Origin of the sequence: Rhodoferax sp., assembly GCF_044236835.1 — a bacterium.
Taxonomy (GTDB): domain Bacteria; phylum Pseudomonadota; class Gammaproteobacteria; order Burkholderiales; family Burkholderiaceae_C; genus Allorhodoferax.
In genome coordinates, this window is sequence record NZ_JBIIGC010000001.1 from 141,769 (window position 1) to 165,258 (window position 23,490).

Sequence of the window (23,490 nt, forward strand, 5' to 3'; positions counted from 1 at the left end):
GGTGGTTATCGATTCGGATGAACTTGTGGCGGTACCCTTGGTTTTGAGCCTCGTGGGTCTTCCAGGATGCGGCAAGACCACGGTCGGTCGGCAGCTAGCGCGCAAACTGCACATGCGTTTCGTGGACTCAGACCACGCCATCGAAGAACGTCTGGGCTGCACTGTTCGTGAGTTTTTTGAACGCGAAGGCGAGTCGAGGTTCAGAGACATCGAGGAACAGGTGATCGACAACCTCACGCAGCGACGTGGAACCATTGTCTCCACCGGTGGCGGTGCAGTATTGCGCGAGCTCAGCCGCCTGCGTCTGCGCGAGCGCTCCCAGGTGATCTATCTCAAATCCACGCCGGATGAGCTCTATCGCCGCCTGCGGCACGACACCATGCGCCCTCTGCTGCAAGTTGCAGACCCCTTGGCGCGGCTGCGCGCGCTTTTCGAGGAGAGAGACCCCTTGTACCGGGAGATTGCCCACTTTGTGCTGGAAACCGGTCGGCCCCAGGTACCGTCTTTGGTGAACATGCTGGTCATGCAGCTCGAACTTGCAGGCTTGTACCCCCAGCCCGCTGCATAGGGTTGACGCCGCTCGCCCATCGTTGGAGTTCAGGCGGGGCAGCTACAAAAGCCCCTAAACTCCTCGTATGACATCTGCTTTGCCATGCACCGTTCCGATTGCGCTGGGTGAGCGCAGTTATCCGATCCACATCGGCTTTGGCCTGATGGAGCAAGCTGAGGTGTGGGGTGACTTGCCGCGAGCAGCGGCGGCGGTGCTAGTGACCAACACTACTGTGGCGCCGCTGTACGCGCAGCGCTTGCAGCGCGTCTTGCTGACCTATTACCGTCACGTGCATATCGTGGTGCTGCCCGACGGCGAAGCGTTCAAAACTTGGAATAGCCTGAACCTGATCTTTGACGCATTGTTGGAACAGGCCTGTGACCGACAGACAGTGCTCTTTGCCCTGGGTGGCGGGGTAGTGGGTGACATGACGGGGTTTGCAGCGGCCTGCTACATGCGCGGCGTGCCGTTTGTGCAGGTGCCCACCACGCTCTTGGCGCAGGTGGATTCATCGGTGGGTGGCAAAACCGGCATCAACCATCCTCTTGGCAAGAACATGGTTGGCGCGTTTCATCAGCCTGCGCTGGTGGTGTGTGATCTTGCTACCTTGGCAAGCCTACCCGCACGGGAAGTGAGTGCTGGCTTGGCTGAGATCATTAAGTACGGACCTATTGCAGACATGGAATTTATGGGCTGGCTCGAGCTGAATATTCCACAACTGGTCGATCTAGAGCCCCAAGCGCTTTCGCATGCGGTGCGCCGAAGCTGCGAGATCAAGGCATGGGTCGTTGGGCAAGACGAGCGCGAGTCGGGCTTGCGCGCCATCCTCAATTTTGGGCATACCTTCGGCCATGCCATTGAGGCAGGCTTGGGCTATGGGCAGTGGCTGCATGGCGAGGCTGTGGGCTGTGGAATGGTGATGGCGGCGCGCCTGTCGCAGGATTTGGGATTGGTGGATGGAGCTTTCGTTCAGCGCTTGCGCACGCTAATTGAACGTGCCGGTCTTCCAGTGGTCGGCCCTGTGCTTGACGAAAATGACAACGCTGGGCGTTACTTGCAATTGATGCGCCAGGACAAGAAGTCCCAAGCTGGCGCAATACGTTTTGTGGTGATTGACGGTGTCGGGTGCGCTGCACTGCGGGAAGCGCCCGATGCACTGGTGCGTCGCGTAGTGGATGCGTGCTGCCAGTGAGCGCGTTGCTGGCTCCTTACGCCTGCTGGCCCGACCGGACCCGTGGTCGCCGTTTTCCCGAGGACCCAACGTCGACGCGCAGCGACTACCAGCGTGACCGCGACCGTATCGTGCACTCCACCGCGTTTCGGCGTTTGGGCTACAAGACACAGGTGTTTCTCAACCACGAGGGCGACCTGTTTCGCACCCGGATGACTCACTCGCTTGAGGTGGCACAACTGGCCCGCTCCATCGCCCGCGCTCTTCGACTCAACGAAGACCTGGTCGAGGCCATTGCACTGGCGCACGACTTGGGGCACACGCCGTTTGGCCACGCCGGCCAAGAGGCGCTCAACAACTGCATGGCTGCCTACGGCGGCTTTGAGCACAACTTGCAAAGCCTTCGAGTCGTAGATGAGTTGGAGGAGCGCTACGGCGCCTACGACGGCTTGAACCTTACGTTTGAGGCGCGCGAGGGGATACTGAAGCACTGTGCCCGCTCCCAAGCCCTTGCGCTGGAGGCGTCCGAGCCGCCCTATCCCGATGCCTTAGGCGGCGTGGGCCGGCGGTTTCTGGAGCACCGCCAGCCCAGTCTGGAGGCGCAGTTGTGCAACCTGGCCGACCAGTTGGCCTACAACGCGCACGATATTGACGATGGGGTGCGCTCAGGGCTGATCGGGTTGGAGCAACTGCAGGCGCTACCAGTGTGGCAAACCCACCAGGAGGCCGCGTTGCGCGCCCACCCTGCGCTTGGTCAAGCACACCAGCGGCGGCGGCTTCTCTACGAGACGGTACGCAGGATGCTCAGCGCGCAGGTGGATGACGTCATCGCATCCACCCAGGCTGCTATTGCGCAACATGCGCCGCAATCTGCTAGTGATGTCCGTGCGGGTCCGCCGCTACTGGTGTGCAGTCCAGCTATGCAAGAGGACTGTGTGCTACTCAAGCAGTTTCTGTTTCGCCAGTTGTACCGGCATCCCCGCGTCGAGAAGACCATGGACATCGCCAAAGCGGTCGTGTGTGACTTGTTTGTGATGTACGTCGACGCGCCGCACGAGATGCAAGGGGGGGGGGCGCGGCGCAGCCGCGGGGTCGGGGGCGCCTCGCATGTTGGAATGCAGCGGGTGGTTGCAGACTACATCGCCGGCATGACCGACCGCTTTGCCTCCCGGGAGCACGCTCGGCTCACTGGTCAGCAGGTGCTGGTGTAACGCATGGATATATCTGCCACTACCGCTGCGCCCGCAGACGCCGCTGTACTTGCTGCGACCGTGCGTTGGCTGGAGCGCGCTGTCATCGGGCTCAATCTCTGTCCATTTGCCAAGGCGGTGCACAACAAAAAGCAAATCCACTACGCGATTGCGCGCTCGCACACCGCGCCAGAGCTCTTGGACGAACTACGCAAGGAGATCAGTGGCTTAGTGGAAGCTCAAGCTCTGGTGCGCGACACCACGCTTTGGATATTGCCCCTGCAATACCCTGATTTCATGGAGTTCAATGCATTTTTTGGGCAAGCAGAGCGCTTGCTCGCACGCTTGGGCCAAGTCGGTGTGCTGCAGATTGCCACCTTCCATCCCGAATTCCAGTTTGCGAGTACTGAGCCCGATGACATCACCAATTGCACCAACCGCGCGCCGTATCCGATGCTGCACCTTCTGCGAGAGGACAGCATGGACCGTGCGGTGGCCGCTTACCCCCAGGCCGAAGCCATCTACCAAAAGAACATGGAAACGCTCCAGGCGCTGGGCGCGGCTGGATGGGTTGCGCTTGGTGTGGGACTGACCGAGGAGCCACCGCAGTGAGCAACCACCACGCGCAACGCAAGTCACAAGCGCGGCCCACGTCCCAGCCGTCACATGCACCCGATCTGCCCCTGCGCCCGGGGCAGTCACTTGAACTGCTCAAGGAACTACACATCCTCACCCGTGAAGGCAAGCTCAACCAAGACTCCCGGCGCAAACTCAAACAGGTGTTTCACCTCATTGGATTCATTGAAAAGGCCATTGCAGCCTTGCCCCTGCAAGTAGGAGCAGGCTTGCACCTGGCAGACCATGGTGCAGGCAAGTCGTACCTGGGCTTCATTCTTTATGACTTGATTTTCAAGCAACTCCCGCAGGGCGTGATCTACGGCATAGAAGCGCGCTCGGAGTTGGTGGAAGCATCGCGCACCTTGGCCAAACGTTTGGGCTATGACCGGATGGTGTTTTTGAACCAGAGCGTGGTGGACTCACTGGCATCTGCCGCCTTGCCGCCTGCAATCGACGTGGTTACCGCCTTGCACGCCTGCGACACTGCCACCGATGATGCGATTCGCTTTGGGTTGGAAAAGTGTGCACGTGTGATGGTGTTAGTGCCGTGCTGCCAGGCGGAGGTGGCCCGCCACCTGAACCTGGGCAAGGCCACTTCCTTGCGCCGGACCCCTTTGGCTGAGTTGTGGCGCCATCCGCTGCACGCTCGTGAGCTGGGCAGCCAGATCACCAATGTGTTGCGCTGCCTGTATCTGGAGGCCTGTGGCTACCAAGTCACTGTCACTGAGCTGGTGGGCTGGGAGCACAGCATGAAAAATGAGTTGATCCTCGCGCGCTACACCGGCCAACGCAAACAGGCCCCGGCGCAGAGGCTGGTACAAATTCTCGAAGAGTTCGGAATTGAGTCCCTGCTTGACACACGCTTTACATGGATAAACCACAATCTGCACGCTTCGCAAACGCCCATGCTGGGCGCTGCGAGATGAATCAGTATCTTTAAAAAGGGATTGGGATATGCAAATGGTGAAAAGCCTGTTTTTGTTGGCGGTGGCAGCCGTGGTGACCGCGTGCGCGAGCAGCAGCCCTGATGTGGTCAAGCGAGGCGACGCGCAGCGCCTGGCGGTGGTGGAGGACGCGGTGGTGCTATCCGTGCGTGCCGTGACTGTGGACGGAAGCCAATCTGGCGTCGGTGCAACGGTGGGCGGCGTGGTGGGAGCGATCGGTGGCTTTGGTGGCAGCAGCGTGCAGCGTGAGTCCCAGGTGCTGGGCGTACTGGCTGGCGTGGCCGGAGCGGCTGCCGGCAATGCGATCGAGCGGGCGGTAACCCGCGAAGACGCGCTAGAGATCCTGCTTCAACTCAAGGGCGGCGAGCGCCGTGCGGTGGTGCAGGCCAAGGGGTCCGAGAAGTTTGAGCCAGGCGATGCAGTGATTTTGGTGACCACCGGTGGCAAGGTCCGCGTGAACAAGGCACCCAAGTAGGTCGCTACCCGTGGACCGACCACGGGGCCCCTTGGATCGGCAATGGCCCGTCTTCCCCGCCTGGCGCTTGCCGGTCATCTGCATCATGTGCTGCACCGAGGCAACAACCGGCAGCGCATGTGTGCCGACCCTTCCGACTTCGAGGCCCTGCGCGATGCGATGCGAGACGCGGCCGGCCAGTTAAGTGTGGAACTGCATGCCTACGTCCTGTTGCCAGACCACTTTCACCTGCTGCTGACACCGCCCGAGGCAACATCGCTGCCCTTGATGATGCAGGTCCTGGGCCGCCGGTACGCACGCTACTTCAATGACCGTCATCACCGCTCTGGTGCACTGTGGGAGGGCCGCTACAAGTCCACCGTACTCCAACCTGAGCGCTTTGGACTGGCAGCGATGGTATTCATGGACCTGCATCCGGTGCGAGCCGGTTTGGCCACACTGGAGCAGCCCCACCCTTGGTCTAGCAGTCCGCACTATTGTGGTGCAAAGATGGACAAATCCATCACTCCGTTGCCACAGTACTGGAGTCTAGGCAACACGCCGTTTGCCCGCGAGGCGGCGTATGCCCGGCTGCTGCAAGAGGGCGTGGATACCTCCCAGATCCATGCGTTGGCCGCCAGTGTCAACCGCGGCTGGGCCCTTGGAGAGCCGGATTTCATCGATGGTCTGCAAAGGCTAACGGCCCGTCGCCTGCGTAAAGCTGCGCCAGGTCGGCCAGCGCACGCGCCTGAATCAATCTGACCCCATTTTTTTCAAGTACCGGTTTGGCTGTGGCTAAATTGGGGTCTGACCCCATTTATTTCTCTTGGTACTTTTGTTGCATTGCAGTATCCTGCTTGATCCAAAAAAACTCACTAGGAGTGCGCCATGGCGACCGCTGCAGAAGTAAAACATCTCCAAGACCATGGTCTGTATTCATCTGAGCGCGAGCACGATGCCTGTGGCGTTGGTTTTGTGGCGCATATCCGGGGTGAAAAAAGCCACGCGATCGTCAAGAGCGCGCTCAAAATTCTGGAGAACCTGGATCACCGTGGCGCGGTCGGTGCCGACAAGCTGATGGGAGATGGGGCGGGAATACTTCTACAGCTGCCCGATGCGCTGTACCGGCAGGAGATGCAAGCGCAAGGGGTGACCTTGCCTCCCCTTGGCGAGTACGGAGTGGGCATGATTTTTCTGCCGAAAGAACACGCCTCACGTTTGGCCTGCGAGCAAGAAATGGAGCGCGCGATCAAGGCCGAGGGTCAAGTTTTGTTGGGCTGGCGCGATGTGCCGGTCAACCGCGACATGCCCATGTCGCCCACGGTGCGTGCCAAGGAGCCGGTTTTGCGCCAGGTGTTCATCGGGCGTGGCAATGACGTGATCGTGCAAGATGCACTGGAGCGCAAGCTCTATGTCATTCGGAAAACCGCCAGCGCGGCCATCCAGAACCTGCGGCTCAAGCACAGCAAGGAGTACTACGTTCCCAGCATGTCGAGCCGCACGGTGGTGTACAAGGGGTTGCTGCTGGCGGACCAAGTGGGCGTGTACTTCAAAGACCTGGAAGACGAGCGCAGCGTGTCTGCGCTCGGGCTGGTGCACCAGCGTTTCTCGACCAACACGTTCCCGGAGTGGCCGCTGGCCCACCCGTACCGCTATGTGGCGCACAACGGAGAGATCAACACTGTCAAGGGCAATTACAACTGGATGAAGGCGCGCGAAGGCGTGATGTCTTCGCCGGTGCTCGGCGCCGATCTGCACAAGCTTTACCCCATCAGCTTTGCGGACCAGTCTGACACGGCGACTTTCGACAACTGCCTGGAGCTGCTGACCATGGCCGGTTACCCGATCAGTCAGGCGGTGATGATGATGATCCCAGAGCCGTGGGAGCAGCACAACACGATGGACCCGCGTCGCAAGGCGTTTTACGAGTACCACGCCGCCATGATGGAACCCTGGGATGGCCCTGCATCCATCGTGTTTACCGACGGTAGGCAAATCGGCGCCACTTTGGACCGCAATGGTCTGCGTCCCTCACGCTACTGCATCACCGACGACGACCTGGTCATCATGGGCTCGGAGTCGGGCGTGCTGCCGGTGCCCGAGAACAAGATCGTGCGCAAATGGCGCCTGCAGCCCGGCAAGATGTTCCTGATCGACCTTGAACAGGGCCGCATGATCGATGACGAGGAGCTTAAGGCCAACCTCGCCCATAGCAAGCCATACAAGCAATGGATTGAGAATCTGCGCATCAAGCTTGACGACGTGAACTTTGCCGATCGCCGAAGCGCTCCCGTGCACCGCGACTCGGTGGCAGATGTTGCGCCTAAGAGATTCACCGACAAGGTGGCGCTGCTCGACCGCCAGCAGGCCTTTGGCTTCACCCAAGAGGACATCAAGTTCCTGATTGCTCCCATGGCCACAGCGGGGGAGGAGGCCGTGGGCTCCATGGGCAATGACAGCCCCTTAGCGGTGCTGTCCAACAAAGACAAGCCGCTGTACAACTATTTCAAGCAGCTGTTTGCGCAAGTCACCAACCCGCCGATCGATCCCATCCGCGAAGCCATCGTGATGTCCCTGGTGTCCTTCATCGGACCCAAGCCCAACCTGTTGGACATCAACCAAGTCAATCCACCAATGCGTTTGGAAGTGACGCAACCAGTGCTGGACTTTGCCGACATGGCCAAGTTGCGCAACATCGAAGCGCATACCCAAGGCAAGTTTCGCAGCTACACGCTTGACATCACCTATCCACTGGCCTGGGGCCGCGAGGGCGTGGAGGCCAAGCTGGCGTCCTTGTGTGCCGAAGCGGTGGATGCGATTCGCAGCGGCAACAACATCTTGATCATCAGCGACCGTGGCATCACTGCCGAGCAAGTGGCCATTCCTGCCTTGCTGGCCCTGTCCGCCGTGCACCAGCACTTGGTGAAAGCGGGACTGCGTACCACCGCAGGCTTGGTGGTCGAGACCGGCACCGCCCGCGAAGTACACCATTTTGCGGTATTAGCTGGCTATGGTGCGGAGGCCGTGCACCCGTACTTGGCAATGGAAACCCTGTCGCACATGCACAAAGACTTGGCCGGTGATCTCAGTGCAGAGAAGGCCATTTACAACTACATCAAAGCCATCGGCAAGGGGCTCTCCAAGATCATGTCCAAAATGGGCGTGAGCACCTATATGAGCTACTGCGGTGCGCAGCTGTTTGAGGCCATTGGACTGTCGAGCGTCACGGTGCAGCAGTACTTCACTGGCACGCCCAGCCGGGTCGAAGGCATTGGTGTGTTCGAAATCGCCGAAGAGTCCATCCGCATGCACAAGGCGGCATTCGGCGACAACCCGGTGCTGGCCAACGCGCTGGAAACCGGCGGTGAATATGCGTGGCGCGTGCGTGGCGAAGATCACATGTGGACGCCCGACGCCATCGCCAAGCTGCAGCATTCCACCCGCGCCAACAACTGGAACACCTATAAGGAGTACGCCCAGATCATCAACGACCAGAGTAAGCGCCACCTCACACTGCGCGGCCTCTTTGAGTTCAAGATCGATCCGTCTAAAGCGATCTCGGTTGACGAAGTTGAGCCGGCCAAAGAGATCGTTAAGCGCTTTGCCACGGGCGCGATGTCGCTGGGCTCTATCTCCACCGAAGCCCACGCCACGCTGGCTGTGGCCATGAACCGCATCGGCGGCAAGAGCAACACCGGTGAAGGCGGCGAAGATCCGGCGCGCTACCGCCAGGAGCTCAAGGGCATTCCGATCAAACAGGGTGACTCGCTCAAAAGCATCATCGGAGACGACGTGGTCGAGGTTGACTTGCCCCTGCAGGCTGGCGACTCCCTGCGATCGCGTATCAAACAGGTGGCCTCAGGCCGCTTTGGTGTGACAGCCGAATATCTCTCCAGTGCCGACCAGATTCAAATCAAGATGGCCCAGGGTGCCAAGCCCGGCGAGGGCGGCCAGTTGCCCGGTGGCAAGGTGTCGGAGTACATCGGCCGGTTGCGCTACTCGGTGCCTGGTGTGGGCCTGATTTCGCCACCGCCGCACCACGACATTTACTCGATTGAAGACTTGGCACAACTGATTCACGATCTCAAGAACGTTGCGCCGCACTCCGGCATCAGCGTCAAGCTGGTGTCCGAAATCGGCGTCGGCACGATTGCCGCAGGGGTTGCTAAGTGCAAAGCCGACCATGTGGTCATCGCCGGCCATGACGGCGGTACCGGGGCCTCGCCTTGGTCGTCGATCAAACACTGCGGCAGTCCGTGGGAAATTGGTCTGGCAGAAACCCAGCAAACCCTGGTCCTCAACCGCCTGCGCAGCCGAATTCGGGTGCAGGCCGACGGCCAAATGAAAACCGGCCGCGACGTGGCAATTGGCGCGCTCCTAGGGGCCGATGAGTTCGGTTTTGCCACCGCGCCTCTGGTGGTAGAGGGTTGCATCATGATGCGCAAGTGCCACCTCAACACCTGCCCGGTAGGTGTGGCCACGCAAGACCCGGTGCTGCGTGCCAAGTTCTCTGGCAAGCCTGAGCATGTGGTGAACTATTTCTTTTTCATTGCCGAGGAGGTGCGCCAGATCATGGCCCAGCTTGGCGTTCGAAAGTTTGATGATTTGATCGGTCGCGCCGACCTGTTGGACATGCGCAAAGGCATTGAGCACTGGAAGGCCAGCGGGCTCGACTTCAGCCGTTTGTTCGCTCAGCCCAATGTGCCCGCCGACGTTCCGCGCTTTCAGACGCTGGAGCAAGAGCATGGTCTGGAAAAGGCACTCGACAACGTGTTGATCGCCAAGAGCCGCCAAGCCATCGACAGGGGCGAGCGGGTGCAGTTCATGGAGGTGGCGCGCAACGTCAATCGCTCGGTGGGGGCCATGCTTTCGGGCGCAGTGACCAAAGTCCATCCGCAGGGCTTGCCCGACGATTCCATCCGCATCCAGCTTGAAGGCACAGGCGGGCAATCGTTTGGCGCGTTCCTGGCCAAGGGCATCACCTTGTACTTGATTGGAGACGCCAACGATTACACCGGCAAGGGACTGTCCGGTGGTCGCGTAGTGGTGCGCCCCAGCATTGACTTTCGTGGCGCGGCCACGGCCAACACCATTGTGGGCAACACCGTGATGTACGGTGCCACCTCAGGCGAGGCCTTCTTTAGCGGAGTGGCCGGCGAGCGCTTTGCTGTGCGTCTTTCGGGTGCAACTGCAGTGGTGGAGGGTACCGGCGACCACGGTTGCGAATACATGACCGGTGGCACGGTCGTGGTTTTGGGCAAGACTGGGCGTAACTTCGCGGCAGGCATGAGCGGCGGTATGGCCTACGTGTACGACGAGGATGGCCAGTTTGCCAAGCGTTGCAACACGTCCATGGTCAGCTTGGACAAGGTGTTGGCATCTGCAGAACAGGAGGCGGCAGAAAACAAGGCTGTATGGCACCGTGGCGAGAGTGATGAGGCGCAACTCAGGAAGCTGTTGGAAGACCACAACCGCTGGACCGGCAGCAAGCGTGCCCGTGAACTGCTCGACGACTGGGCCGCTTCGCGCACCAAGTTTGTCAAGGTCTTTCCCAGCGAGTACAAGCGCGCTTTGGGCGAGATGCAGTTGCGTAAGGCCGCATCGGCTGCGACCGGTGCTCAGACCAAGAAGGCTGCTGCCAAAGAGGCCACACCAGCAAAGTAAATGCTGCGCACAACGAACTAACGATTGAGGACACGGACCATGGGAAAAGTGACGGGATTCATGGAGTTTGCCCGCGTGGAAGAGGGCTACAAACCGGTGGCAGAGCGCCTGAGAGACTACAAAGAGTTTGTGGTGGGTCTGGACGACGTGCAGGCCAAGACCCAGTCGGCACGTTGTATGGACTGCGGAACGCCGTTTTGCAACAACGGCTGCCCTGTCAATAACATCATTCCTGACTTCAACGACCTGGTGTTCCGTGGTGACTGGAAGGCCGCCATCGAGACACTGCACAGCACCAACAACTTCCCCGAGTTTACCGGGCGCATCTGCCCTGCACCGTGCGAGGCTGCGTGCACCCTGAACGTGAACGACGATGCGGTGGGCATCAAGTCGATCGAGCACGCCATCATCGACCGCGCCTGGGCCGAAGGCTGGGTGACGCCCCAGCAGCCCAAGCAAAAAACCGGGAAAAAGGTGGCGGTTGTGGGCTCGGGCCCGGCTGGTTTGGCCGCAGCGCAGCAGCTCGCGCGCGTGGGCCACGATGTGACCCTGTTCGAGAAGAATGACCGGGTCGGTGGCTTGTTGCGTTATGGCATTCCTGACTTCAAGATGGAAAAGTCCCACATTGATCGCCGGGTGGAGCAGCTCGTCGCTGAGGGCGTGACCATCCGCACTGGCGTGCTGGTGGGCGCGATGCCCAAAGACAGCAAGGTCACCAACTGGGCCAAGGAAACCATTTCGGCCGCGAAGCTACAGCAAGACTTTGATGCCGTGTTGCTAACGGGCGGCGCCGAGCAGTCGCGCGATCTGCCCGTGCCGGGGCGCGATCTCGACGGGATCCATTTCGCCATGGAGTTTTTGCCCCAGCAAAACAAGGTCAACGCGGGCGACAAGCTCAAGGGCCAGTTGCGTGCAGACGGCAAGCACGTCATCGTGATCGGTGGCGGCGACACCGGCTCCGATTGCGTGGGCACCAGCAACCGCCATGGCGCTGCCAGCGTCACCCAGTTCGAGGTGATGCCCGAACCACCGGCTGAAGAAAACCGCCCCATGACCTGGCCCTACTGGCCGCTTAAATTGCGTACCAGCTCCAGCCACGAGGAGGGCTGCGAGCGTGTGTTTGCCATCTCGACCAAGGAATTCATCGGTGAGAAAGGCAAGCTGACTGGCCTGAAAACTGTGCACGTCGAGTGGAGGGACGGCAAGATGGTCGAAGTGGCCGGTTCTGAAAAGGTCTTGAAGGCCGACTTGGTCTTGCTGGCCATGGGCTTCGTCAACCCCGTGGCTTCCGTGCTGGACAGCTTTGGGGTCGATAAGGACGCTCGGGGCAACGCCAAAGCCTCTACAGAGGCGGTGGGTGGCTACAACACCAACGTGCCCAAGGTGTTTGCCGCTGGCGATATGCGCCGCGGACAGAGCTTGGTGGTCTGGGCTATCCGCGAAGGTCGGCAGGCCGCACGCGCGGTGGACGAGTTTTTGATGGGGACCAGCACGCTGCCCCGTTGAACTGCGGGTTTTCACTTATCATGCAAAAGCCGGGTGCCCACCGGCTTTTGCACTTCATGGCAGCCCTCAACCCAGCCCCACTCGTCGAGTTTCGCCAAGTTCACTTTGGATACGGTGCGCGCGCCATTTTGGATGGTGTGTCTTTCAGTGTGCCACGCGGCAAAGTCACCGCATTGATGGGCGCCTCCGGTGGTGGCAAGACCACGGTTTTACGGCTCATCGGCGGCCAAGTGCGCGCCCAAAGCGGGGGTGTTTTGCTCCATGACGCAGAGCAGGGCGGCGCGAGCCAAGACATCGGGCCCATGCAGGGCGATGCCTTGTACAGGGCCCGCCGACGCATGGGCATGCTTTTCCAGTTTGGTGCGCTGTTTACCGATTTGAGCGTTTTCGATAACGTGGCTTTTCCGTTGCGCGAACACACCAACTTGGCGCCAGACCTAGTGCGCGACGTCGTGCTGATGAAGCTCAACGCTGTGGGTTTGCGCGGCGCGCGCGACCTGTTTCCCTCGGAGATATCAGGTGGCATGGCGCGCCGCGTCGCACTGGCCCGCGCCATTGCGCTCGATCCTGAGCTGGTGATGTACGACGAGCCGTTTGCCGGCTTGGATCCCATTTCTTTGGGGACCGCTGCACGCCTCATCCGCGAACTTAACGACGCTATGGGCCTTACCAGTGTGGTCGTGTCCCATGATCTCAACGAGACATTTCACATCGCCGACCACGTGATCATCTTGGCTAACGGAAAAGTTGCTGCGCAGGGCACTCCCGATGCCGTGCGCGAGAGCCCGGACGCACTGGTGCACCAGTTCGTCAACGCCTTGCCCGAAGGGCCGGTGCGCTTCCACTACCCAGCTGCGACGGTCGAGCAAGACTTTTCTGCTGGAGCTCATCCGTGAAGTGGCTGCATCCTTCAGAGTTGGGGTGGGCAGCGCGCCGTCAGCTTGCCGGTCTGGGCTTCGGTGCGCGTCTGTTCTTGCGCCTGATGGCCACGTTGGGGGGGACGCTCAAACGCCCTGGATTGCTTCGTGACCAGGTTCACTTCATGGGCAACTACTCCCTGGCGATCATCGCGGTCTCAGGCACCTTTGTTGGTTTTGTGTTGGGCTTGCAGGGTTACTACACCCTGCAGCGCTACGGTTCGTCGGAAGCATTGGGGCTGCTGGTGGCGCTCAGCTTGGTGCGCGAGCTGGGACCGGTGATCACCGCCTTGTTGTTTGCGGGGCGGGCCGGTACGGCGCTGACCGCAGAGATCGGTCTGATGAAAGCGGGTGAGCAGCTCAGCGCTATGGAAATGATGGCGGTGGACCCGATTCAACGCATTCTGGCTCCGCGCTTCTGGGGTGCAGTCATCGCTATGCCGCTGTTGGCGGCGGTGTTTAGCGCAGTGGGTATTTTGGGCGGCTGGGCGGTGGGCGTGCTGATGATAGGCATTGACGCGGGCGCGTTTTGGAGCCAAATGCAAGGCGGCGTGGACGTGTGGGCCGACGTGGGTAACGGCGTGCTCAAAAGCATCGTATTTGGCTTTGCTGTGAGCTTTATCGCGCTGTTGCAGGGCTACGAGGCCCAGCCCACACCGGAGGGCGTGGCACGCGCCACCACGCGCACTGTAGTGGTGGCATCGCTGACGGTGCTTGGCCTCGATTTTGTGCTGACTGCCATGATGTTTAGTATTTAGGAGACCAAAGAATGCAACGCTCCAGCAAAGATGTGTGGGTCGGTTTGTTTGTGCTTATTGGCGGTGCAGCCATCCTTTTTTTGGCGCTGCAGTCGGCCAACCTGTTGACGCTAAGCTTCGACCGCGGTTATCGGGTGACGGCCAAGTTCGATAACATCGGCGGCCTCAAACCCAAGGCGGCAGTCAAGAGCAGTGGTGTGGTGGTCGGCCGGGTCGAGTCCATCGCCTTTGACGACTCCTCCTTCCAGGCACGGGTATCGATTTCCATGGATACCCGGTATGCCTTTCCGAAAGATAGCTCGCTGAAGATACTGACTTCGGGTTTGCTTGGTGAGCAGTACATCGGTATCGAAGCGGGTGCAGACACGGCCAACTTGGCGGCTGGAGACACCATCGGGTCCACCCAATCGGCCGTGGTCTTGGAGAACTTGATTAGCCAGTTTCTCTACAGCAAGGCGGCGGACGGTCCCAGTGCAGAGAAAGAAAAATGAGAATCAGCACTTTTCGACTCGGTGCTGCAGCATTGGCGATGCTGCTGTTGCAGGCTTGCGCATCCAACCTGCAGCGCGATGCGCGTGACCCGCTGGAGCCAGTCAACCGGGCCATCTTCGGTTTCAACGAGGCGGTCGACGGCGCTGTGCTCAAGCCCGCAGCGACGGCGTACCGGGACGTCGCCCCTAGATGGATTCGCAATGGCGTACGCAACTTTTTCAACAACCTGCAAGACGCTTGGTCGGTTGTGAACAACGGGTTGCAAGGGCGGGGTGAGGAAATGGGTGACAACCTAGGCCGGGTGATGCTCAATTCCAGCTTTGGCTTGTTCGGCGTCATTGATATCGCCACCGAGGCGGGCATCGAACGCCACACAGCGGATTTTGGGTTGACCTTGGGGCGTTGGGGCGTTTCACCAGGGCCTTATGTCGTCTTGCCTGTGTTGGGTCCCTTCACCTTGCGTGAGGTGTCCGCCTTGCCGGTGGAATGGAGCGCCGACCCTATCAACCAGCTCGAATCACCGCTGTCGACGGGCTTGACCGTAGTGAAGTTGGTGGATGTCCGCGCGGGTTTTCTGGGTGCTGATTCGGTGCTCGGTGGCGCGGCCTTGGACAAATACACATTCACCCGGGACGCCTATTTGCAGCGCCAGCGAAGCCATCAGTACGACGGTAACCCGCCCGAGGAGGACGCTGCACCATGACCCTCCAAGCCCCGCGCCCGGTCCTGGAATCGGGCCAGCCTTCATAATGCTTCACATCAGCATGGCGGAGTAGACGGTATGACATTGGGTTTTTTGCGCAAGGTGTTTGTGGGTATGTCGGTCGTCGGCGCCCTGTTCTTTTCATTGGCCTCTCAGGCCGAGGACGAAGCGCCGGACGCGTTGATCAAACGCTTGTCGGTTGATGTGCTCGACACCATCCGGGCGGACAAATCGATCAAAGCGGGCGACATCGGACGGGTGGTTGCCTTGGTGGATTCACGGATCCTGCCCAATGTGAACTTCCAGCGCATGACCGCTTCAGCCGTCGGACCCGCGTGGCGCCAGGCAACACCGGAGCAGCAGAAGCGATTGCAAGAAGAGTTCAAGATCTTGCTGGTTCGCACCTACTCTGGTGCGCTTTCGCAAGTGACAGACCAAACGATCTCCATGCGGCCCCTACGCGCCAGTCCAGATGACAAGGAAGTGATCGTCCGTACTGAAGTTCGGGGTAGTGGCGACCCCATCCAGCTTGACTACCGTCTTGAGAAAACACCAGGCCAAGGAGCGGGATGGAAGATTTACAACATCAATGTGTTGGGGGTGTGGCTGGTGGAAACCTATCGCAGCCAGTTTGCCCAGGAGATCAATGCCAAAGGGCTGGACGGGTTGATCGCCACACTGTCCGAACGCAATCGGGCCAATGCTGCCAAGAAGGGTTGATATGCTGACTTTGCCCACCACACTGACACAAGTCCAAGCGCAAGATTGCTTGCGGCAATTGACGGTTGGCGTGCACAGCGAGCCTGCAGCACAGGTGGTGGTGGATGCCGCAGACCTGCGCAGCTTTGACTCGTCGGCACTGGCGGTGTTGCTGGCCTTGCGGCGCGAGTGTGCACGTGCCGGCAAGCGTTTTGCGGTCCAGGGATTGCCGCAGCGATTGCGCGACCTAGCCAGTCTGTATGGAATCGAAGGCTTGCTGCCCAGCGCATAGTGTTGGCCGGGTAAACTCAGCGGCTCCCATGCCCGCTATTTCGTTCCAGTCGGTCTCTAAGTCGTACCCGTCCTCACGCACACCCAGCAAATCCGCAGGCAAGGGGAACTTCCTCGCGCTTGACAGCGTGTCTCTCGCTATCGAAGAGGGAGAGTTCTTTGGCTTGTTAGGGCCCAATGGCGCTGGCAAAACCACCCTGATCAGTATTCTTGCGGGCTTGTCTCGGCCTAGCGCTGGCAAGGCCAGCGTGATGGGCTTTGATGTGCAGACCGAGTACGCACAGGCGCGCCGAAGGCTCGGTGTAGTACCGCAGGAACTGGTGTTCGACCCCTTTTTCAATGTGCGCGAGGCACTGCGCATCCAGTCGGGCTACTTTGGCGTCAAACACAACGACGACTGGATTGACGAACTGCTAGCCCACCTAGGCCTGACCGACAAGGCCGAAGCGAACATGCGCCAGCTCTCGGGCGGCATGAAGCGCCGTGTGCTGGTCGCGCAGGCTTTGGTGCACAAGCCGCCAGTCATCGTCCTAGACGAGCCCACCGCAGGCGTTGATGTGGAGCTGCGCCAGACATTGTGGCAATTCATCGCCAAGCTCAACAAACAGGGTCACACCGTATTGCTTACCACCCACTATCTCGAAGAGGCCGAGGCACTGTGTGGCCGCATTGCGATGCTCAAGAGCGGGCACATCGTGGCACTAGACAAAACGAGCGACCTGCTGAGGGCTGCGTCAAGCAATGTGCTGCGTTTCAAACTGGACGCAGACCTGCCACCGCAGTTGGCCGCGAAGGCGCGCATCACCGGCCGCATTGTCCAACTCCCAGCCAAAGATGCGCATGAGGTGGAGCGCTATTTGGCTGCAGTGCGTGAAGCCGGGTTGGTGGCGCAGGACGTGGAGATCCGCAAGGCAGATCTGGAAGACGTTTTCCTTGATGTGATGACCAAGAACAAAGACGCACTGCCCGCCATTGGCGCTGTGCCGACAACATGAACGGCTGGCAAACCCTGTTGTACAAAGAGGTGCTGCGCTTCTGGAAGGTGGCCTTCCAGACGATTGCAGGCCCAGTGCTAACCGCCATGTTGTACCTGCTTATTTTCGGTCACGCGCTGGAAGACCACGTCAAGGTCTACGACCAAGTGGGTTACACCGCCTTTTTGGTGCCGGGCTTGGCCATGATGAGCCTGTTGCAAAACGCGTTTGCAAACAGCTCGTCTTCGCTCATCATGAGCAAGGTGATGGGCAACCTCGTGTTCTTGATGCTCACGCCCCTGTCGTACTGGCATTGGTTTGTCGCCTATGTGGGGGCAGCGGTAGTGCGCGGCATAGTGGTGGGGGTGGGGGTGTTCGCAGTGTCAGCTTGGTTTACCCAGCTCAGTTTTGTCGCACCGGTGTGGATTGCGGTGTTCGCAGTGCTAGGTGCTGCATTGATGGGCACGTTGGGTCTGATCGCGGGGTTGTGGGCCGAAAAGTTCGATCAACTTGCGGCGTTTCAGAACTTCGTGGTGATGCCCATGACGTTTTTGAGCGGCGTGTTTTACTCCATCCATTCGTTACCCACGTTCTGGCAGGGCGTGAGCCACCTCAACCCGTTCTTCTACATGATTGACGGCTTCCGGTTTGGCTTTTTTGGCGTCAGCGACGTGTCACCCTGGCTAAGTCTGGGCGTGGTCGGCGCGGCACTCGGCGCAGTCAGCGCGGTGGCGCTGTACCTGCTTCGCACCGGCTACAAAATTCGCAGCTAGGCTGCCCACTTGTGATACCAAACTGCCATGACTGCAGACGAACTTCGATCCCTGATCACCACCGGTATTGCGTGTGCGCACTGCACACTTGAAGGCGATGGCCGACACTGGTACGCCACGATCGTGTCAGACGCCTTTGTAGGCAAGCGCCTGATCGCGCGCCACCAAATGGTGTACGCCACCTTGGGCGCGCGCATGCACACCGACGAGGTGCATGCGCTGTCAATGAAAACCCTGACACTGGCCGAGTGGGCCCAACAAGCCGCCTGAATCACAGTATGGACAAACTACGCATTCGCGGCGGCCGCCGCTTGGTCGGTGAGGTGCAGATATCGGGCGCCAAGAACGCCGCTTTGCCCGAGCTGTGCGCCACGCTGCTCACCGCGCAACCCGTCACCTTGCACAACGTGCCGCGCCTGCAAGATGTCAGCACCATGGTCAAGCTGATTCGCAACATGGGCGTTGCGGTGGAGGTGCGCGAGGTCGGCACCGTGACGGTCGATGCGGCCCGCCTCGTCAATCCCGAAGCGCCGTACGAACTTGTGAAAACCATGCGCGCCTCGGTGCTGGCCTTGGGGCCATTGCTGGCGCGCTTTGGGCGCGCCAAAGTGTCGCTGCCGGGTGGTTGTGCCATCGGGTCGCGCCCGGTGGACCAGCACCTCAAAGGCTTGGCCGCGATGGGGGCTGAGATCGTGGTGGAGCAGGGCTATATGTGGGCCAAGGTTGCCAATGGACGCAGCAGACTCAAAGGCGCCCGCATTGCCACCGACATGGTCACGGTGACCGGTACCGAAAATTTTCTGATGGCGGCCACCCTGGCCGAAGGCGAAACCGTTCTGGAAAACGCTGCACAGGAGCCAGAAATCCCTGACCTGGCTGAAATGTTGATTGCCATGGGGGCGCGCATCGAAGGTCACGGCACCAGCCGCATCCGCATCCAAGGTGTCGAAGCCCTGCGCGGCTGCACCCACCAGGTGGTGGCGGACCGCATCGAGGCGGGTACTTTTTTGTGCGCCGTGGCAGCCACGGGCGGCGATGTGCTGCTGCGCCACGGCCGTCCCGACCATCTCGATGCGGTCATCGACAAGTTGCGTGAAGGTGGTGCCACTGTGACCGCGGTGGACGGTGGAATCCGTGTGCATGCCCCCCAGCCTGCGGGTGCATACTTCAGGGCGCAGAGCTTTCGCACTACGGAATACCCCGGTTTTCCTACCGACATGCAGGCGCAGTTCATGGCGCTCAATTGCGTGGGCCAAGGCCACAGTAAGGTGACCGAAACGATTTTTGAGAACCGTTTCATGCATGTCAACGAGTTGGTGCGCTTGGGCGCCAACATACAGATTGACGGCAAGGTGGCGGTGGTGGAGGGTGTGCCTCGCCTGTCCGGGGCCACCGTCATGGCTACCGATCTGCGTGCGTCTGCGAGCTTGGTGATTGCCGGCTTGGTGGCTGATGGCGAAACGACTGTGGACCGCATCTACCATCTCGATCGGGGCTACGACCAGATGGAAACGAAGCTCAGAGGAATAGGGGCTGATGTGGAGCGCGTCAAGTGAGCAGCGGCATGATCACCTTGGCCCTTTCCAAAGGCCGCATTTTCGAGGAGACCTTGCCGATGCTGCGCGCCGCTGGCATTGAGGTGCAAGACGACCCTGACACATCGCGCAAACTCATTTTGGATACCAACCAGCCTAACGTTAGGGTCCTCGTGGTGCGAGCCACCGATGTGCCGACCTACGTTCAGTATGGCGGCGCCGATCTGGGCATCACTGGCAAAGACACGCTCCTCGAGCACGGTAGCGAAGGCTTGTACCAACCGCTTGATCTGCAGATTGCAAAGTGTCGTATCAGTGTCGCGGTACGCGCGGATTTTGATTACGCTTGGGCCGTACGACAGGGCGCGCGCCTGAAGGTGGCCACCAAGTATGTGGCGATTGCCCGCGATTTCTTTGCTGCCAAGGGTGTGCATGTGGACTTGATCAAGCTGTACGGCAGTATGGAGTTGGCGCCCTTGGTGGGCCTGTCCGATGCCATCGTCGACCTAGTGTCTACAGGCAGCACGCTCAAGGCCAACCACCTCATCGAGGTGGAACGCATCATGGACATCAGCGCCCGGCTCGTGGTCAACCAAGCGGCGCTGAAGCTCAAGCAAGAGCCAATACGCAACATCATCCAGGCATTTGCCGGCGCCGTGGCTGCGGCCAGCGAGGCGACTTAGCGCCGGCCAGTTCAAACCCCAGCATGCACCCCCGCGCCTTCCCCGCCCGCCTGTCCACCACCGACGCTGCATTTGAGAAGCAGTTCCAAGCCCGGCTGCATTGGTCCGGCGACACCGACGCGGCCATCGAGGGCCGGGTGGCCGACATCTTGGCTGATGTGCAGCGCCGTGGCGACGCGGCGGTCTTGGAGTACACCGCGCGCTTTGACGGCGTGGTGGCCGATTCGCTGCACGCTTTGGAGCTAACGCAGGCCGAACTCCAGGCCGCCTTTGACGCAATTCCTGCCAAGCAGCGCGATGCATTGCAGGCCGCCGCCGCGCGGGTGCGTGCCTACCACCAGGCCCAACTGCAGGCCTGTGGCCAAAGCTGGAGTTACCGCGACGAGGAGGGCTCTTTGCTGGGACAAAAAGTCACGCCCCTGGACCGCGTGGGCATTTATGTGCCTGGCGGCAAGGCGGCGTACCCCAGCAGCGTCCTGATGAACGCAATTCCCGCGCAGGTGGCCGGTGTGGGCGAGATCATCATGGTAGTGCCCACGCCGGCGCGCAAAGACGCCAGCGGTACGACGCAGGGCGACAAAAACTCCTTGGTGCTGGCCGCAGCGCACCTTGCTGGTGTGACCCGTGCATTCACCATCGGCGGAGCCCAAGCGATTGCGGCGTTGGCCTACGGCACCGCCACGATTGCGGCGGTCCACAAAATTACAGGGCCTGGCAACGCCTATGTCGCGGCCGCCAAACGCCGCGTGTTCGGCAGGGTGGGCATCGACATGATTGCCGGTCCAAGCGAAATCTTGGTGCTAGCCGACGGCAGCACCCCGCCTGATTGGGTGGCTATGGATTTGTTCAGCCAGGCTGAGCACGATGAACTGGCGCAAAGCATTTTGCTATGTCCCGACGCGAGCTACATCGACCAAGTGCAAGCATCGATCGAGCGCTTGCTGCCCACCATGCCGCGCGCAGCCACCATTGCCAGGAGCCTGAGTGACCGCGGTGCGTTGATCTACACCCGCAGCATGGAAGAGGCGTGCGAGATCAGCAACCGCATTGCGCCGGAGCACCTCGAAGTTTCTAGCCGCGACCCACACCGCTGGGAGCCCTTGCTGCGCCACGCGGGTGCCATCTTTCTGGGTGCCTACACCAGCGAGTCCCTGGGCGATTACTGTGCGGGTCCCAACCACGTGCTGCCCACCAGTGGCACCGCGCGCTTTTCCAGCCCGCTCGGCGTGTACGATTTTCAGAAGCGCTCCAGCCTGATCGAGGTGAGCGCAGCCGGTGCCCAGGTATTGGGTCCGATTGCCATTGAGCTCGCCCAGGGCGAAGGCCTCGCGGCCCATGCCTGCGCCGCTGCGCTGCGGCTAAAGTAAGCCCTAGTGATATCACCTACAAGTCTGCCTTATGAAATCCCCGCGATCTTCTGTGGCCCTGCGCACTTTGGGTGCGCTGCTCTTTGCCGCAGCGCTGTGCGCGCCAGCACAATCCATGACCATTCGTGAGTTGCGAGCAGTGCAAGCATCGGATGCGCGACATGGTGAGAGTTTTGTGCTGTATTACTTGGTAGGTGTAATGGAAGGTGTGGTGGAGGCCCACGCACATGATGTGCGCCAAGGCGCCAAGCCACGCATTTGCCTAGACGGTCGCCGCCTCGAGCCCCGCATGGCCCAAGGCCTGTACCAAGGCGAGATGCGTCGCAACGTCGATGTCTACGAAGCCGACATGTCGGCCCAACTGGTCATCGCCAACGCACTGGCGGCAGCCTACCCTTGCTGAGCCCGGAGCCCATTGCGCCATGACGACCCCGGCTCCTGCCACTCCACCCGAAGTGCAGTCGGTTATTGACCGCCGCATCCGGCCCGATGTGCAGGCCATGCAAGCCTATGTCGTGCAAGACGCCTCTGGCATGGTCAAGCTCGACGCCATGGAGAACCCCTACCGCCTGGCGCCTGCGCTGCAGCAGGCTTTGGGTGAGCGGCTGGGCCACCTTGCGCTCAATCGGTATCCGGATGGCCGAATTGATGCGTTGCGCCAGGCTTTGGCAGACCAAGCTGGCTTGCCCTCCGACTTTGGCATGGTGCTGGGCAATGGGTCTGACGAGTTGATTTCGCTCTTGGCGCTGGCGTGCAGCGCGCCCGATGGTGGTGCCAAGCCGGTCGTGCTGGCGCCCACGCCTGGTTTTGTGATGTATGCCATGAGCGCGCAACTGCAAGGGCTGCAGTTCGTGGGGGTGCCGTTGACGCCGGATTTCGAACTCGACGTGCTCGCCATGGTGGAGGCCCTTGCCTACCACCAACCCGCCTTGGTCTACTTGGCGTATCCCAACAACCCCACCGCCAAGTTGTGGGAAGCGGCGTCTATGGCCCGGGTGATTGCGGCAGCCGCGGAGGTGGGCACGTTGGTGGTGGTGGACGAGGCCTACCAACCCTTCTCTAGCCACAGCTACCTGGACGTGATCCGTGACGCACCGCAGAGGCATGGGCATGTGCTCTTGATGCGCACCATGAGCAAGTTCGGCTTGGCCGGAGTGCGCATTGGCTACCTGCTGGGGCATGCGGCGCTGGTAGCGCAGATTGACAAAGTGCGTCCGCCCTACAACGTCAGCGTTCTCAACTGCGAGTGCGCCCTGTTCGCTTTGGAGCATGCCGAGGTGTATGCGCACCAGGCTGCATCGGTACGTTCGCAGCGCCAACGCTTGCAGGAAGCCCTCAGTAGCTTCCCCGGGCTAACGACCTGGCCCAGCGACGCCAATATGATTTTGGTTCGGGTTGCGGGGCAGGGCGACCGCGCCCACAGCGTGTTTGAGGCGCTCAAGGCGCGCCGCATTCTGGTCAAGAACGTTTCTAGAATGCATTCGTTGTTGGCGAACTGCTTGCGCATTACCGTGGGTACCGAAGACGAAAACCAACAACTTCTGGCGGCCCTGAAGGAAATCCTATGACGAATTACGCACTGGCTGAAGTTCCCGCTTCGCAAGCGCCGCGCACCGCGGAGGTGTCGCGCAACACCGCCGAAACCCGCATTCGGGTAAAGATCAACCTGGACGGGACCGGCCTCAGTCGCTTGTCCACCGGCATTGGGTTTTTCGACCACATGCTGGACCAAATTGCCCGCCACGGCTTGATCGACCTCGACGTCGAAGCCGACGGCGATTTGCACATCGATGGACACCACACGGTGGAGGACGTCGGTATCACCCTGGGCCAGGCGGTGCAGCAGGCTGTGGGCGACAAAAAGGGAATCCGTCGCTACGGTCATGCCTACGTGCCGCTGGACGAGGCTTTGTCCCGCGTGGTGGTCGATTTTTCTGGCCGCCCAGGCTTGGTCATGGATGTGCCATTCAAAAGTGGCATGGTGGGCACCTTCGATACCCAACTAGCCCACGAGTTCTTCCAAGGTTTTGTCAACCACGCGGGCATCACGCTGCACATTGACAACCTCAAGGGCGAGAACGCTCACCACCAGGCCGAAACCGTGTTTAAGGCCTTTGCCCGTGCGCTGCGCGCTGCAGTCGAACTCGACCCTCGTGCGCTGGGCAGCATTCCTTCGACCAAGGGCGCTTTGTAGGCGTGAC

Annotated in this window: 24 protein-coding genes; all 24 read left to right on the forward strand. The window is 60.5% G+C overall.

The window, feature by feature from the left end; genetic code table 11:
* The first annotated feature begins 37 nt into the window (after positions 1-37).
* On the forward strand, positions 38-568 hold the full coding sequence (locus tag ACILRC_RS00625; protein ID WP_395667570.1) for a shikimate kinase: 531 nt from the start codon (positions 38-40) through the stop codon (positions 566-568).
* A 67-nt stretch (positions 569-635) separates the two neighbouring features.
* Positions 636-1,742, forward strand: coding sequence for a 3-dehydroquinate synthase (gene aroB, locus ACILRC_RS00630; protein WP_395667390.1), 1,107 nt, complete (start codon positions 636-638; stop codon positions 1,740-1,742).
* A complete protein-coding gene (locus tag ACILRC_RS00635; RefSeq protein ID WP_395667571.1) occupies positions 1,733-2,932 on the forward strand; it encodes a deoxyguanosinetriphosphate triphosphohydrolase in 1,200 nt (399 codons plus the stop codon). Before aroB ends, ACILRC_RS00635 begins: the two co-directional genes overlap by 10 nt.
* Positions 2,933-2,935: 3 nt before the next feature.
* Positions 2,936-3,523, forward strand: a complete 588-nt coding sequence (locus tag ACILRC_RS00640) for a DUF1415 domain-containing protein (protein WP_395667391.1) — start codon at positions 2,936-2,938, stop codon at positions 3,521-3,523.
* Complete coding sequence (locus tag ACILRC_RS00645; RefSeq protein WP_395667392.1) at positions 3,478-4,455, forward strand: class I SAM-dependent methyltransferase; 978 nt, start codon at positions 3,478-3,480, stop codon at positions 4,453-4,455. The genes ACILRC_RS00640 and ACILRC_RS00645 overlap by 46 nt, the downstream gene beginning before the upstream one ends.
* A 28-nt stretch (positions 4,456-4,483) precedes the next feature.
* On the forward strand, positions 4,484-4,948 hold the full coding sequence (locus tag ACILRC_RS00650) for a hypothetical protein (protein WP_395667393.1): 465 nt from the start codon (positions 4,484-4,486) through the stop codon (positions 4,946-4,948).
* 42 nt (positions 4,949-4,990) lie between these two features.
* Entirely contained in the window at positions 4,991-5,689 is a 699-nt protein-coding gene (locus ACILRC_RS00655) for a transposase (protein WP_395667394.1), read from the forward strand.
* Positions 5,690-5,815: 126 nt separating this feature from the next.
* On the forward strand, positions 5,816-10,591 hold the full coding sequence (locus ACILRC_RS00660) for a glutamate synthase-related protein (protein WP_395667395.1): 4,776 nt from the start codon (positions 5,816-5,818) through the stop codon (positions 10,589-10,591).
* 39 nt (positions 10,592-10,630) lie between these two features.
* Entirely contained in the window at positions 10,631-12,097 is a 1,467-nt protein-coding gene (locus ACILRC_RS00665; protein ID WP_395667396.1) for a glutamate synthase subunit beta, read from the forward strand.
* A 56-nt stretch (positions 12,098-12,153) separates the two neighbouring features.
* Positions 12,154-12,993: an ABC transporter ATP-binding protein gene (locus tag ACILRC_RS00670; RefSeq protein ID WP_395667397.1), complete on the forward strand. Its 840-nt coding sequence runs from the start codon at positions 12,154-12,156 to the stop codon at positions 12,991-12,993.
* Entirely contained in the window at positions 12,990-13,772 is a 783-nt protein-coding gene (gene mlaE / locus ACILRC_RS00675; protein ID WP_395667398.1) for a lipid asymmetry maintenance ABC transporter permease subunit MlaE, read from the forward strand. Before ACILRC_RS00670 ends, mlaE begins: the two co-directional genes overlap by 4 nt.
* 11 nt (positions 13,773-13,783) lie before the next feature.
* Positions 13,784-14,263, forward strand: coding sequence for an outer membrane lipid asymmetry maintenance protein MlaD (mlaD, locus tag ACILRC_RS00680; RefSeq protein ID WP_395667399.1), 480 nt, complete (start codon positions 13,784-13,786; stop codon positions 14,261-14,263).
* Positions 14,260-14,967, forward strand: coding sequence for a VacJ family lipoprotein (locus tag ACILRC_RS00685; protein WP_395667400.1), 708 nt, complete (start codon positions 14,260-14,262; stop codon positions 14,965-14,967). The genes mlaD and ACILRC_RS00685 overlap by 4 nt, the downstream gene beginning before the upstream one ends.
* 114 nt (positions 14,968-15,081) lie before the next feature.
* Positions 15,082-15,687, forward strand: a complete 606-nt coding sequence (locus ACILRC_RS00690; protein ID WP_395667572.1) for a phospholipid-binding protein MlaC — start codon at positions 15,082-15,084, stop codon at positions 15,685-15,687.
* A gap of 1 nt (position 15,688) precedes the next feature.
* A complete protein-coding gene (locus ACILRC_RS00695) occupies positions 15,689-15,958 on the forward strand; it encodes a lipid asymmetry maintenance protein MlaB (protein WP_395667401.1) in 270 nt (89 codons plus the stop codon).
* A gap of 28 nt (positions 15,959-15,986) precedes the next feature.
* Positions 15,987-16,952, forward strand: a complete 966-nt coding sequence (locus ACILRC_RS00700) for an ABC transporter ATP-binding protein (RefSeq protein ID WP_395667402.1) — start codon at positions 15,987-15,989, stop codon at positions 16,950-16,952.
* Positions 16,949-17,704 carry an ABC transporter permease gene (locus ACILRC_RS00705; RefSeq protein ID WP_395667403.1) on the forward strand — a complete coding sequence of 252 codons (756 nt, stop codon included), beginning with the start codon at positions 16,949-16,951 and terminating at the stop codon, positions 17,702-17,704. Before ACILRC_RS00700 ends, ACILRC_RS00705 begins: the two co-directional genes overlap by 4 nt.
* Before the next feature lie 27 nt (positions 17,705-17,731).
* The gene (locus tag ACILRC_RS00710; RefSeq protein ID WP_395667404.1) at positions 17,732-17,974 is read left to right on the forward strand and encodes a BolA family protein; all 243 of its coding nucleotides are present in this window, start codon (positions 17,732-17,734) and stop codon (positions 17,972-17,974) included.
* Positions 17,975-17,982: 8 nt separating this feature from the next.
* The gene (gene murA / locus ACILRC_RS00715) at positions 17,983-19,260 is read left to right on the forward strand and encodes a UDP-N-acetylglucosamine 1-carboxyvinyltransferase (RefSeq protein WP_395667405.1); all 1,278 of its coding nucleotides are present in this window, start codon (positions 17,983-17,985) and stop codon (positions 19,258-19,260) included.
* Positions 19,261-19,268: 8 nt separating this feature from the next.
* Positions 19,269-19,922: an ATP phosphoribosyltransferase gene (gene hisG / locus ACILRC_RS00720; protein ID WP_395667406.1), complete on the forward strand. Its 654-nt coding sequence runs from the start codon at positions 19,269-19,271 to the stop codon at positions 19,920-19,922.
* A 23-nt stretch (positions 19,923-19,945) separates the two neighbouring features.
* Positions 19,946-21,289 (forward strand): histidinol dehydrogenase, encoded by a 1,344-nt coding sequence (gene hisD, locus ACILRC_RS00725; RefSeq protein ID WP_395667407.1) that lies wholly within the window; start codon positions 19,946-19,948, stop codon positions 21,287-21,289.
* Positions 21,290-21,320: 31 nt separating this feature from the next.
* Complete coding sequence (locus ACILRC_RS00730) at positions 21,321-21,692, forward strand: Rap1a/Tai family immunity protein (RefSeq protein ID WP_395667408.1); 372 nt, start codon at positions 21,321-21,323, stop codon at positions 21,690-21,692.
* Positions 21,693-21,711: 19 nt separating this feature from the next.
* A complete protein-coding gene (hisC, locus tag ACILRC_RS00735) occupies positions 21,712-22,857 on the forward strand; it encodes a histidinol-phosphate transaminase (RefSeq protein WP_395667409.1) in 1,146 nt (381 codons plus the stop codon).
* Positions 22,854-23,483 carry an imidazoleglycerol-phosphate dehydratase HisB gene (gene hisB, locus ACILRC_RS00740; protein WP_395667410.1) on the forward strand — a complete coding sequence of 210 codons (630 nt, stop codon included), beginning with the start codon at positions 22,854-22,856 and terminating at the stop codon, positions 23,481-23,483. Before hisC ends, hisB begins: the two co-directional genes overlap by 4 nt.
* Positions 23,484-23,490: the final 7 nt, after the last annotated feature.